This is a genomic window from Micromonospora sp. NPDC049523 (genome assembly GCF_040676775.1).
Classification (GTDB): domain Bacteria; phylum Actinomycetota; class Actinomycetes; order Mycobacteriales; family Micromonosporaceae; genus Micromonospora_G.
This window is the reverse complement of sequence record NZ_JBFAPP010000021.1, coordinates 132,690-145,874: the sequence shown is the minus strand read 5'-3', so window position 1 is coordinate 145,874 and position 13,185 is coordinate 132,690. Positions and strand designations below refer to the sequence as shown.

At 70.6% G+C, this 13,185-nt stretch carries 9 protein-coding genes; 3 read left to right on the top strand and 6 right to left on the bottom strand.

Annotated elements, in window-relative coordinates:
- Positions 1–155: 155 nt before the first annotated feature.
- From treZ to AB0J90_RS28025, 6 genes are all read right to left on the bottom strand, one after another.
- On the bottom strand, positions 156–1,889 hold the full coding sequence (gene treZ / locus AB0J90_RS28050) for a malto-oligosyltrehalose trehalohydrolase (RefSeq protein WP_363600809.1): 1,734 nt from the start codon (positions 1,887–1,889) through the stop codon (positions 156–158).
- Positions 1,886–4,195: a malto-oligosyltrehalose synthase gene (gene treY, locus AB0J90_RS28045; protein WP_363600807.1), complete on the bottom strand. Its 2,310-nt coding sequence runs from the start codon at positions 4,193–4,195 to the stop codon at positions 1,886–1,888. Before treY ends, treZ begins: the two co-directional genes overlap by 4 nt.
- A 1-nt stretch (position 4,196) precedes the next feature.
- Positions 4,197–6,314 carry a glycogen debranching protein GlgX gene (glgX, locus tag AB0J90_RS28040; RefSeq protein ID WP_363600805.1) on the bottom strand — a complete coding sequence of 706 codons (2,118 nt, stop codon included), beginning with the start codon at positions 6,312–6,314 and terminating at the stop codon, positions 4,197–4,199.
- Between the two features lie 222 nt (positions 6,315–6,536).
- Positions 6,537–6,953, bottom strand: coding sequence for a hypothetical protein (locus AB0J90_RS28035; protein WP_363600803.1), 417 nt, complete (start codon positions 6,951–6,953; stop codon positions 6,537–6,539).
- A 31-nt stretch (positions 6,954–6,984) separates the two neighbouring features.
- On the bottom strand, positions 6,985–8,244 hold the full coding sequence (locus AB0J90_RS28030; RefSeq protein ID WP_363600801.1) for an MFS transporter: 1,260 nt from the start codon (positions 8,242–8,244) through the stop codon (positions 6,985–6,987).
- A gap of 85 nt (positions 8,245–8,329) precedes the next feature.
- Entirely contained in the window at positions 8,330–8,956 is a 627-nt protein-coding gene (locus AB0J90_RS28025; RefSeq protein ID WP_363600799.1) for a hypothetical protein, read from the bottom strand.
- Positions 8,957–9,280: 324 nt separating this feature from the next.
- Between AB0J90_RS28025 and AB0J90_RS28020 the strand changes: the two genes are divergently transcribed.
- The 3 genes from AB0J90_RS28020 (at position 9,281) to AB0J90_RS28010 (ending at position 13,154) form a co-directional block, all read left to right on the top strand.
- Positions 9,281–11,197: a sigma-70 family RNA polymerase sigma factor gene (locus AB0J90_RS28020; RefSeq protein WP_363600797.1), complete on the top strand. Its 1,917-nt coding sequence runs from the start codon at positions 9,281–9,283 to the stop codon at positions 11,195–11,197.
- A gap of 266 nt (positions 11,198–11,463) precedes the next feature.
- A complete protein-coding gene (locus AB0J90_RS28015; protein WP_363600795.1) occupies positions 11,464–12,507 on the top strand; it encodes a glycoside hydrolase family protein in 1,044 nt (347 codons plus the stop codon).
- 17 nt (positions 12,508–12,524) lie between these two features.
- A complete protein-coding gene (locus tag AB0J90_RS28010; protein ID WP_363600793.1) occupies positions 12,525–13,154 on the top strand; it encodes a DUF305 domain-containing protein in 630 nt (209 codons plus the stop codon).
- Positions 13,155–13,185 lie beyond the last annotated feature (31 nt).

The following is a 13,185-nucleotide window of genomic DNA, read 5'->3' as shown; positions in this document are numbered from 1 at the left end:
TGTCGGCGTTCCCGGATGCGTACGCGCAGTGGGAGAACCAGGCCGCGCACATCGTGCAGGACGTCTGGACCAAGTAAGCAACACGAATAGCGAACGGAAGCCGGGTCCCCTGTGAAAGGGGGGCCCGGCTTTTCGCGTACAAAATAGGTTCTGGACTAGACCGCGACGATGACGGCGGACTCCGGTGGAAGCTCGACCCCGTTGCGGGTCACGATCGCGCCGGGACCGGTGGCCAGCAACACCGTGCGCACCACACTGGCAAGGTCGATCCGTTGCGGCTTGCCGGCCAGGTTCGCCGCGATCACACAGCGGCCCCGGCGGACCACCACGAACCGGTCGCCGTAGCGTACGTCGACCCGGTCCAGCCGGGGGTCGGACAGGTCGGGCCGGCTGCGGCGCAGCGCGATCAGCCGCCGGTAGAAGTCGAGCATCTCCCGGTGCTCCGGCTTGTCCAACTCGGCCCAGTCGAGCCGGGAGCGGGCGAAGGTCTGCGGGTCCTGCGGGTCCGGCACCTCACCGTCGGACCAGCCGTGGGCGGCGAACTCCCGGCGGCGGCCGGTGGCCACGGCCGCGGCCAACTCCGGCTCCGGGTGACTGGTGAAGAACTGCCACGGTGTGCTCGCCGCCCACTCCTCGCCCATGAAGAGCATCGGCGTGAACGGCGCGGTGAGCAGCAGGGTGGCGCCCACCCGTTGCAGGCCGGGGGAGAGCGACGCGGAGAGCCGGTCCCCGGTGGCCCGGTTGCCGATCTGGTCGTGGTTCTGCAGGTACGCGACGAACCGGTGACCGGGCGTACGGTGCCGGTCCACCGGGCGGCCGTGACTGCGCCCCCGGAAGCTCGACCAGCCGCCCGCGTGGAAGAACGCCCCGGTGAGTACGTCGGCCACCGACTCCAGCGAACCGAAGTCGGCGTAGTAGCCCTGCTCCTCGCCGGTGAGCAGGGTGTGCAGGGCGTGGTGGGCGTCGTCGTTCCATTGCGCGTGCAGGCCGAAGCCGCCCGCCTCCCGAGGGGTGATCAGCCGGGGATCGTTCAGGTCCGACTCGGCGATCAGCGACAACGGCCGGCCGACGTGGGTGGAGAGCGCTTCGACCTCGGTCGCCAACTCCTCCAGCAGTGGAATCGCCCGCTGGTCACGCAGGGCGTGTACGGCGTCCAGGCGCAGCCCGTCGAGGTGGTAGTCGCGCAGCCACATGATGACGCTGTCGACGATGTAGCGGCGTACCTCGTCGGAGTGCGGGCCGTCGAGGTTGACCGAACGACCCCAGGTGTTGCTCGTCTCGGCCAGGTACGGGCCGAACAGCGGTGCGTACGCCCCCGAGGGGCCGAAATGGTTGTAGACGACGTCGAGGATCACCCCCAGACCACGTGCGTGGGCCGCGTCGACCAGCCGTTTCAGCCCGTCCGGCCCACCGTAGCCGTGGTGCGGGGCGAACCAGCAGACACCGTCGTACCCCCAGTTGTGCTCGCCGTTGAAGGCGTTCACCGGCAGCAGTTCGATCAGGTCGACGCCGAGTTCGACCAGGTGGTCCAGCTTCTCGATGGCGGAGTCGAAGGTGCCCTCCGGGGTGAAGGTGCCGACGTGCAGTTCGTACAGCACCCCGCCGGGCAGTTGCCGCCCGGTCCACCGTTGGTCCGACCATGTGTACGCAGAGTGGTCGTAGAGCCGGCTGCACCCGTGCACCCCCTCGGGCTGCCAGGCCGACCGTGGATCGGGCAGCGCCCGGTTGTCGTCGTCGAGCAGGTACGCGTAGTCGGTGCCCGGTCCGGCGGTCGGTACGTCGACCCGCCACCAGCCGTCCGGGTCGGCCACCATCTCGTGGTCACCGGCTCCGACCAGGCGCAGACGTACGCGAACCGCTTCCGGTGCCCAGACCGTGAACTCGGTCATGATGTCTCCACGGGCTCGCTTCGGGTGAGCAGTGCCACCGGGTAGTCGGCCAACAGTTCGGCCAGGAGGACCCGTCCGCCACTGTAGACGCGGCCGGTGAACAGCTCGGTCACATCATTAACGGACGGTGACAACCAGGTGCTGCCCCAGCCGCCGCCCCGGGCCAGGCGCAGCGGCAGCCGGGTGGCGACCACCGTCACCCCGCCCCGGTCGAACGCAACCGCGTGTTCGGCGGCCGGGCCGTGCACCGGCACCGGGCGGTAACCGGTGAAGAGTCCGGGCCGGTCCCGGCGCAGCCGCAGGGTACGGGAGACGACCATCAGCTTCGCCGCGCCGCTGGCGTCGACCGGTGGCCGCCAGCCGCCGTCGAGGCGGTCGAGCAGTTCCCGCCGTACGGCGAAGTCGACCGGGCGCCGGTTGTCGGGGTCGACGAGGGAGTTCTCCCACAGCTCGGTGCCCTGGTAGGTGTCGGGCGCACCGGGCATGGCGAGCTGCACCAGTTTCTGGCCGAGCGAGTTGGACCAGCCCGCGGGGGTGATCCGGTCCGCGAAGCCGGTGATCTCGGCGTGCAGTTCCGGGTTGTCGTACATGCTGTCGACCAGGGCGTGCAGGGCGTTCTCGAAGACCGGGTCCGGGTCGGACCAACTGGTCGAGGTCGCCGCCTCCCGTGCCGCCTTCTCGGCGTACGCGTGCAGCCGGTCCCGTTCGATCGGCCAGGCACCGACCGCGGTCTGCCACAGCAGGTGCGCCAGACTCGGGTCGGGCAGCGGTTCGCGGGCCATCCAGTCGCGTACCTGCCGGGCCCAGTCGCCGGGAAGTTCGGCGAGTACGGCCAGCCGCGCCCGGACGTCCTCACCGCGTTTCGTGTCATGGGTGGAGAGCGTCGTCATGCCCGCCGGCCAGTGCGCCTGGCGGTCGGTGGCCGCCCGGTGGAACTCGGCCGGCGGCACACCGAACTGGGCCGGGCTGCCGCCGACCTCGTTGAGCGCCACGAACCGGGTCCACCGGTAGTAGGCGGTGTCCTCCACCCCCTTCGCCATCACCGCCCCGGTGAACTGCGGGAACCGCAGCGCCAGTTCGTCGTCGGGGTCGCGCAGGTGGGCGGTGATCGCGTCCAGGGTGAAGGTCAGGTCCGGCCGGCGGCGTCCGGCCTCGGACCGGGCCATCGCCAGGTGCCGGGCACCGTGCGGCGGGTAACCCCGGTACACGGGGAAACAGGCGGCCAGCTCCGCGAGCGCGGCGCGAGCCGACTCCGGCGGGACCTCCGGCACGAGCAGGGCCAGCCGGTTCAGCTCGGCGGCGAGCAGCGTGGTGGCAACCACCCGCTTGCACCGGTGCATCAGCGACGGCCACGAGGTGGGGCGGCCGGTGAGGGTGGTGTCGAGGACGGTGAAGTCGCCGGCCGCCGCCGGGTCGACGAACAGGCCGCAGATCGCGGCGAGGGACTCGTACCCGGTGGTGCCGTCGACCGGCCAGTCCGGCAGCTCCTCGCCGTACTCCAGGATCTTCTCCACCACGAGCCAGGCGTCCGGCGCGGCGGCCCGGAGCCGGTCGAGGTAGCCGGCCGGGTCGCGCAGGCCGTCGGGGTGGTCGACCCGGATGCCGTCGACGTCGCCCTCGGCGACCCAGCGCAGGATCTCGGCGTGGGTGGCCGCGAACACCTCCGGGTCCTCGACCCGCAACCCGGCCAGGTCGGAGACGGCGAAGAACCGCCGGTAGCCGAGTTCGTTGTCGCCGCGCCGCCAGGAGACCAGCTCGTAGTGCTGCCGGTCGTGCACCTCACGCGGGCTGCCGCCGGCCGTGCCGTCGGCGATCGGGTACCGGTGTTCGTGGTAGCGCAGCTCGCCGTCGGCGAGCTTTAGGTCGGCGAGCGCGTCCGGGGTGTCGGCGAGGACCGGGAGCAGCAGCCGGGGCCGCGACCAGTCGATGTCGAACCATCCGGCGTACGCCGATGCGCGTCCCCGCCGCAGCACGTCCCACCAGGCCGGATTCGCCGCCGGTACGGCAACCCCGGCGTGGTTCGGCACGATGTCCACGACCAGGCCGAGTCCGGCTTCACGAAGCGCGTGCACGAGTCGCCGCCGACCGGCCTCGCCGCCGAGTTCGGGGTTGACCGCGCGCGGGTCGACCACGTCGTAGCCGTGCGCGGAACCGGGGGAGGCGGTCAGCAGGGGCGCGCTGTAGAGGTGGGTGATGCCGAGGTCGGCGAGGTAGCCGGCGAGGCCGGCGGTGGCGTCGAGGTCGAATCCGGGGCGGACCTGCACCCGGTAGGTCGCGGTTATCCGGGGGTACGCGCCCGTCGGCATGTCACACCATCCTCTCCAGCGCTACCAGGCAACGGTCCGGCACCCGTACGGTCCCGCCGGTGTCGATCACCGTCGGTTCGTCGGGGTCGGGTTCGGCGGTGCTGACGACGCGTTCCCACTTCTGCCCGAACTCCCCGCCGGGCAGGGTGAAGTCCAGTGCCGCGTCGTGTGCGTTGAACAGCAGCAGGAACGAACTGTCCCGGTGCCGCTGGCCGTACTGGCCGCGTTCGCGGATGCCGTCGCCGTTGACGAAGAGCGCGATCGCCCGGCCGAAGTCGTTGCCCCAGTCCTCGCCGGTCATCTCCCGCCCGTCCGGGGTGTACCAGGCCAGGTCGGGGATGTCGGCGTCGGCGGAACGGGTGCGTACCGGCAGGCCGGTGAAGAAACGCCGCCGGTGGAAGACCTGGTGCCGGGCCCGGAAGGCGGACAGCGTACGGACGAAGTCCAGTAGCTGTTCGTCGACGTTCTCCCAGTCGACCCAGGCCAGCTCGTTGTCCTGGCAGTAGGCGTTGTTGTTGCCGTGCTGGGTCCGGCCCAGCTCGTCGCCGTGGCCGATCATCGGTACGCCCTGCGAGAGCAGCAGGGTGGCGAGGAAGTTGCGTCGTTGCCGGGCCCGCAGGGCGAGTACGCCCGGGTCGTCGGTCGGCCCCTCCACCCCGCAGTTCCAGGACCGGTTGTGCCCCTCCCCGTCCCGGTTCTCCTCGCCGTTGGCGTCGTTGTGCTTGTCGTTGTACGACACCAGGTCGGCGAGGGTGAAGCCGTCGTGGCAGGTGACGAAGTTGATGCTGTGGAACGGGCGGCGACCGTCGTCCTGGTAGAGGTCGGCGGATCCGGAGATGCGGGACGCGAACTCGGACAGCGTGGCCGGCTCGCCGCGCCAGAAGTCCCGTACGGTGTCCCGGTACTTGCCGTTCCACTCGGTCCAGACCGGCGGGAAGTTGCCTACCTGGTAACCGCCGGGGCCGACGTCCCACGGCTCGGCGATCAGCTTCACCCGGCTCACCACCGGGTCCTGCTGGACCACCTCGAAGAAGGTGGAGAGGCGGTCCACGTCGTAGAACTCGCGGGCCAGGGTCGCGGCCAGGTCGAACCGGAACCCGTCGACGTGCATTTCCTGGACCCAGTAGCGCAGCGAATCCATGATCAACTGGAGTGAGTGCGGGCTGCGTACGTTGAGGCTGTTGCCGGTGCCGGTGTAGTCGACGTAGTACCGCCGGTCCTCCTCGGAGAGCCGGTAGTACGACGGGTTGTCGACACCCTTGAAGGAGAGCGTGGGGCCGAGGTGGTTGCCCTCGGCGGTGTGGTTGTAGACCACGTCGAGGATCACCTCGATGTTGGCCGCGTGCAGCGCCTTCACCATGCCCCGGAACTCCTGCACCTGCTGCCCGAGCCGGCCCATCGCCGAGTAGCCGTGGTGTGGGGCGAAGAAACCGATGGTGTTGTAGCCCCAGTAGTTGCGCAGCCCCAGGTCGGACAGGCGGTGGTCGTGCACGAACTCGTGCACCGGCATCAGTTCGATCGCGGTCACGCCGAGCCGGGTCAGATGCTCGATGATCGCCGGGTGGGCGATTCCGGCGTACGTGCCGCGCAACTCCTCCGGCACCTCCGGATGCCGCCGGGTCAGCCCGCGTACGTGCGCCTCGTAGATGAACGAGTGGTGGTACGGCGTACGCGGGGGCTTGTCGTTGCCCCAGTCGAAGTACGGGTTGACCACCACGGCCTTCGGCATGAACGGCGCCGAGTCGGTCTCCGACATCCGGTCGGGGTCGGCGAGGTCGTAGTCGTAGACCGCCGGGTCCCAGGTCACCTCACCGTCGACGGCTTTCGCGTACGGGTCGAGCAGCAGCTTGTTCGGATTGCAGCGGACCCCGTTCGCCTGGTCGTACGGGCCGCGCACCCGGAACCCGTAGCGCTGCCCCGGCTGCACCCCCGGCAGGTACGCGTGCCAGACGTACGCGTCCACCTCCTGCAGTTTGACCCGACGCTCGGCGCCGAGGTCCCACTCGTCGAAGAGGCAGAGTTCCACCGACTCGGCGACCTCGGAGAAGATCGCGAAGTTGGTTCCGGTGCCGTCGTAGGTCGCTCCCAGCGGATACGGTTCCCCCGGCCAGACCTGCATGCTGCTCCTTTGCCCCACGGTCGACAGGCGACGGGCTGTGCTCGCCCGGCGCGCACGCGCTTAATGCCCCGCCGGCACGCGCGCCAATCCACCTCCCCACCCGCCGAAGGAAGGGGCACCTTATTATCCCTTTTTGTGCGGTAAGGGCCCTTGTAAATGGGTGAGCCGGGCGGCGTCGAGTTTGGTCCCGGATCTAAACCGTGGTGGGAGGGGTGGTCGAGGTCACGCCGGGGCCGCGCCGAAGGTGTTGGTCTGGGTGTTGCCGTCGCCGACCTGCACACCCTGTGAACCGGTGACGGTGACGGCGTACTTGGCAGTGCCGGGGACTCCGGCGTCGGCGAGCACCCGTCCGATCTCGGCCGCCAATTCGGGGTCGTCGGCCAGCGCCTTTTTCACCTGGGCCCGTACGGCGGCTTGGAGGTCCTCGTCGTCCGGGTTCTCGCCCAGGTCGGTGACGGCCGCCTCGATCGCCGGCCGGGACTCGTCCCGTCCGAGCAGCCGGGCGAGCAGGCGCCGGCCCAGCTCGACGGTGGAGTTGGTCGCCTCGTCCTGGAGTCGCTGGAGCACCGCGCCGCCGTACGCACCCGCCACCGCGCCCAGGTACGGAAACGCCTGGCTCACCAACACGCCGATATCCACTGTGGGTCACTCCTCCGGTAGCGGGCCGTGGTTAACGGTGTACCACGTCCGCCACACCCCTGTCGGTGCCGGTAGTCGCTGGAACGGGCGCGGTGGCGGCGTCCTGTGCCGGGGCGCCGTAGCGGCGGGTCAGCGCCCAGCCTCCGACCAGCAGCGTGCCGAGCGCCGACCCGGCGAGCGGAATCCGGTAGTCGAGTACGGCCAGCAGTCCGGCCCCGGTCAGCAGGGTGAGCGAGGTCGGCGCGAAGACGAGCGAGTTGGCGGTGGCGGCGACCCGGCCGAGCAGCGCGTGCGGGGTCTGGCGCTGGACCGCGGTCATCGCCGCGATCACCGTCCACGGCAGACCGGCACCCATCAGCAGGGCGCTGACCAGCACCGCCGGGGTCCACGGCAGGCAGCGCAGGAGCGTACCGGCGGTGAGCAGCAGCGCTCCCCAGGCGGCGGGCGGCAGTTCGCCGTACCGGTCGAGCAGGCGGCCGGCGAGCAGACCGCCGGCGATCGAGCCGACACCCTGAACGGAGGCGAGTACGCCGAGGAAGGCGACCGGCCGGTGCAGGCCGTCGTCGACCACCGCGTACTGCACCGCGGTGCCGAGCCCGGCCATCAGCATGCTGACCGCCGCGACGAGTACCACCGCGCGCAGCGGTGGCCTCGATCGCAGAAATCCCCACCCCGCGAGGAAGCTGCCCTTGCTGTCGTTCTCGGTCGCCGACGGGGCCTTGACCGGCGGGGTGGTGGTGCGGATCGCGGCGTAGAGGGCGGCGGCGACCGCCAGCAGGGTCGCGGTCAGCAGTGCGACCGCGTGGCCGCCGGCCCGGGTGAACAGGGCGGCACCGACCAGCGGGGCGACCAGTTTGGTGCCCTCCTGGGCGGTCATCCGCAGACCGTTGACCTCACCGAGTTGGTCGTCGCGCAGCGCGGCCGGCAGGACCGCCGCCTCGCCCGCGTCCAGCAGCACGTAGCTGACGCCGTAGCCGAGCATCACCGTGTAGAGCAGCCAGAGCTGGTCGGCGGAGCGGACCGCGAGCAGCAGCAGGAGCAGTCCGGACAGCACCAGGCTGGTCCAGACCAGCAGTGGTCGGCGGGGCAGCCGGTCGACCAGGGCACCGAGCACCGGCCCGGCCAGGCTCGGCACGAACACGCACGCCCTGGCGACGGCGGCGAGGCTGGCCGATCCGGTCAGGTCCATCGCCCACAGCCCGGCGGCGAGCGACATTCCCGTACCGGCGAATCCGGCGACCAGTGAGACGCCGACAAAGAGGAACGTGTTGCGCTCCCGGAGCAGTCCCACCCCGATACCCCCAGGCTTGAGTCGAGTGGGCTCAATCCTGGACGGGGTGCGGTACGGGTGTCAAGACGATCCGTCCCGTCCCACCTCAGCTCGGGGGCAGCGGACGGGCGGCGTCGGCGGCCCGGCGCAGCCGACCGAGGGTTACCCGCAGCGGCTCCGGGAGCGACTGCGGGGACGCGGGTGCGGCGGTCATCGCGTCGAGATCGGTCAGAGCGTCGATGACCAGTGCATACAGTGCGCCGGGTGCGGCCGTACGGGCCACCGCGATGCTGGTACGGGCCAACGCCGCGCGCGGGTGCCGGGCATCCCAGTCGGGATCGGCCTCAAGCTGCCGGTACGCGTTGACAACGGCCGTACGGAGGCGCCGGATCGCCACCCCGTACGTATTGTCAACAGTACGTTGACGCTGGAGCGCGCCGCGTACCTGGATCGGGTCGCGGCCGGCCTCGCCCCGCAGTCGCAACCAGCGCTGCTCGGCCGCCTGTCGCGAGGCCAGGCCCAGCGCGGCGGCGATCCGGGCCCAACTCGTCCGCCGCTCCCGCGCCGACTCGATCAGTGCGCGCTCGATCCGATCCAGGTCCGCGCGTACGCCGTCCAGCAGTGCCAGCGCCTCCAGCACCTGCTCCGGGCTCGGGTCCGTGGCGGCGGCGGTGGTCGCCAGGATCCGATGGTCGCGCAGCGACCGGCTCGGCCGCTCGCCGGGATGTCCCATGCCCGAGATGCTCCGGCCGACGGCCCGCAATGTCAACGGATCGTTGTCAACGGCGACCTGCCGTCCTCGGGCGCGTCACCCCTCCCACCTGCGGCGATGGCCGCCTGTGCCAGGGTTGACAGGCCGTTTGTCGGCCGCCTAACCTGCGCCGTCTCGCCGCTGGTCAAATCGTGGAGGTTTTTTGTAATCCGTCGGGCCCGCATCAGTCTCCTGACAGGGAGAGGTCGGATGTAGCCGACCCAGCGCGCCCTGAGGCCCGGGCGCATCGCGACAATCGGGCGGGCAACCGCACGCGCGGTCACGATCGAAGGGGAGTGAAACGCCATGTCCGGAGTCGGTCGGGGCGTACCCGATACCGGAATGGTCATCGCGGCCCAGCGCGGAAACCCGCACGCCCTCGACGACCTGGTGGCGGACTCCCTGCCGCTCGTCTACAACATCGTCGGCCGCGCGCTGCGCGGTCACGTCGACGTCGACGACGTGGTCCAGGAGACCCTGGTACGGGTCGTGCGGCACCTGTCCGACCTGCGCGACCCGGAGGCGTTCCGGCCCTGGCTGGTGGCGATCACCATCCGGCAGATCCGCAACTGGGAACAGCACCGCCGCACCGCCCTGATCCGCGACGCCGGGGTCGAGGCGATCCACGAGGTGCCCGACCCGGCGGCCGACTTTGCCGAGGTGACCATCCTCCGGCTCGGGCTGACCGACCAGCGCCGTGAGGTGGCCGAGGCGACCCGCTGGCTCGACTCCGACGACCAGGAACTGCTCGCCCTGTGGTGGCTGGAGGAGACCGGTGAACTCGACCGGGCCGACCTCGCCGCCGCGCTCGGGCTGAGCGCCAGCCACGCCGCCGTACGTATCCACCGCATGAAGGAACAGATCCAGACCGCCCGTACGGTCGTGCGGGCGCTGCGTGGCCGACCCGGCTGCAACGACCTGCGCGTGATGACGTCGGGCTGGAACGGCACCCCCACCCCGCTGTGGCGCAAGCGCCTGGCCCGGCACGTACGCGACTGCCTGGTCTGCGGCCGTTACCGCGAGGACTTCCTCCCGATCGACCGGCTGCTCGCCGGGTTGCCGCTGCTCCCGCTGCCGGCCAGCTTCGGTGATCAGGCCGCCGCTGCCGTTGCGGCCCACGCTGGTGCGGCCACCCCGCACGCCGCCGCGGCGACGCCCCCGGTCGACCCGGCCGGCAGCGGCGCGTCCTGGACCCCCGACCCGTCCGCGGTCGACCACTCCGGCTGGCTGGGTCACCTGTTCGCCGGCAGCGCCGGCAAGGTGATGGTCGCCGCCGCCACCGTGGCCACCCTGGTGACCGGGGCGCTGGTCGTGACCAAGGTGACCGGGTCGCCGCCGTCGTCCGCGGCGCCTCCGGCGGCCGAGGCCAGCGTGGCGCCGCTCGAAGTCACCCCGAGCGCCACGCCCAGTCCGCTCCCGCCGACGCCGAAGGCGACCCCGACGGCCAAGCCGAGCAGCAAGGCGCCCGCCGTCGGGCCGGCGGTGTCGTCGGCGAAGAAGGGTGTCGCGGTCTGGGACTTCAACGGTGCGAGTCAGGCGCTGGCCAATTCGAAGGCGAGTTGGTATTACAACTGGAATACCGGGCATCCGGGGATCACCACCCCGAGTGGGGTGCAGTTCGTGCCGATGATCCGGGACCCGAAGAGTGTGACCGCCGCCGAGCTGACCCGGGCGAAGGCCGCCGGCCCGTATCTGCTCACTTTCAACGAGCCGGACCTGGCGGAGCAGGCGAATATGACGCCGGAGGCGGCGCTCGACCTGTGGCCGCAACTGGTCGCGACGGGTGCGACGTTGGGCAGCCCGGCGGTTGCCTGGGGTGGTGCGGACGCGGGCGGTTGGCTGGACCGGTTCATGTCGGGTGCGAAGGCGCGTAATCTGCGGGTCGACTTCATCGCCCTGCACTGGTACGGCGGTGACTTCAACACCACCAACGCCGTCAACCAGCTCAAGCAGTACCTGACCGCGGTCTACAACCGGTACAAGGTGCCGATCTGGTTGACCGAGTTCGCGCTGATGAACTTCGTCAACGGCGGTCAGCGTTTCCCCAGCCAGGAGCAGCAGGCGGCGTTTGTCACCGCGTCCGCGAAGATGCTCGCCAGCCTGTCGTTCGTGCAGCGGTACGCCTGGTTCGGCCTGCCGGCCACGGACAAGGACCAGTCCGGACTGTTCCGTACGGGCACCGAGGCGACCGCCGTCGGCCGCGCCTTCCAAGCCGCCGGCTGAAGCGACTTCTTCCGTTCCCGATCGCGTCGATCGGGCTCGCCGTGCATGATTGCCGGTGGCAATTGTGTGCGCCGATTTCCGTTGCCGTGCCCGCTTGCCTTCCCTCAGGGTGACCCGGATCGGATCCGTGGATTACAGATTTAAGGCGAAGATAAAACAAGCCGTACGGGGTCGAGAGTTAAGTGAAAGATAAGGGATCCGAGTCGAGTTCGTCGACGCTTTCCACGTACTGTTTCCGGCGGACAGAGAAAGGTGTGTGCCCCCGTATGACGTCACGACCCATCCTCGGAAAGCTCCGACCCGTCGCCGCGGTCCTGCTGCTCAGTGCGGTGCTGTTCAGTGGTTGCAACAACGTGCCGGTCGTACCCGGAGCTTCGGGTCCGTCGGCCTCGACGTCCGCCTCGTCGTCGACCGGCTCGGGCCCGGCGGGCCCGGCGTCGCCGTCCGGCCTGCCTGGTACGCCCACCGCGACCGCGGGCACGTCGGCCACCCCGTCGACCGGGAGTACGCCGCCGAAGGCGACCCCGACCGGCAAGCCGAGCACCCAGGCGCCGCCGGCCGGGCCGGGTGTCTCGTCGGCGAAGAAGGGTGTCGCGGTCTGGAACTTCGACGGGGTGAGTCAGGCCCTGGCGAACTCGAAGGCGAGTTGGTACTACACCTGGAACACCGGGCATTCGGGCATCACCACCCCGGGTGGGGTGCAGTTCGTGCCGATGCTCTGGGGTGCGAAGAGCGTCACTCCCGCCGAACTCGCCAAGGCGAAGGCGGCCGGGCCGTACCTGCTCGGTTTCAACGAGCCGGACATGGCCGAGCAGTCGAACATGACGCCGGAGGCGGCGCTCGACCTGTGGCCGCAACTGGTCGCCACCGGCGCCACGCTGGGCAGCCCGGCGGTTGCCTGGGGCGGTGCGGACGCGGGCGGTTGGCTCGACCGCTTCATGTCGGGTGCGAAGGCGAGAGGCTTGCGGGTCGACTTCATCGCCCTGCACTGGTACGGCGGTGACTTCAACACCACCAACGCCGTCAACCAGCTCAAGCAGTACCTGACCGCGGTCTACAACCGGTACAAGGTGCCGATCTGGCTGACCGAGTTCGCGCTGATGAACTTCGTCAACGGCGGTCAGCGCTTCCCGACCCAGGACCAGCAGGCCGCGTTCGTCACCGCGTCCACGAACATGCTCGCCAGCCTGTCGTTCGTGCAGCGGTACGCCTGGTTCGGCCTGCCGGCCACGGACAAGGACCAGTCCGGACTGTTCCGTACGGGCACCGAGGCGACCGCCGTCGGCCGCGCCTTCCAAGCCGCCCGCTGAAGGTAGGTGCTGAGCTGATGACCGGTGTGGGTGTCGGGCCCGCCCGAACCCGTAACTGGCGCCTCGCCGGCGCCGTCGCGATCCTGGTCGCGACGGCGCTGGCCGTGGCGCTGGTGCAGGGCTGGGGGCAGGACGGGTCCCGGGCGAAGGCGAACCAACCGGCGCCGACAGCGGCGCCGATCGTGCTGAACGGCACGGATGTCGCGTACCTCCAGCTGATGATTCCGATGAACGACAGCGCCCTGGTGTTCTTCTCGTACCTCGGCACGAGCGAGGCGGCCACACCGGCGCTGCGTGACCTGGCGGGCCGGCTCGCCGCGATCCACCGGACCGAGGTGGGCGAGATGCGGTCGCTGCTGGCGGCCGGGAACGTGCCCGAGGAGAACGTCCACGAGGGGCACCAGATGCCGGGCATGATCACCGAGTTGCGGCTGGCCGACCTCAAGCAGGCACCGCCGGCCGAGTTCGGTGCCCGCGCGGTCACCCTGATCCGGGAGCACCTGGCCCAGGGCGCGGTGGTGTCCCGATCGGAGCAGGTGTCCGGCAGCAACGACCGGGCCAAGGCCGTCGCGGCCGGCCTGGAGAAGGCCAGGAACGCCGAACTCGCCGAGCTGGAGGCGCTGCCGGCGACGTCGGGGGCGGGCTGAACCGACGGGGTACGACGACACACCGGCCCTA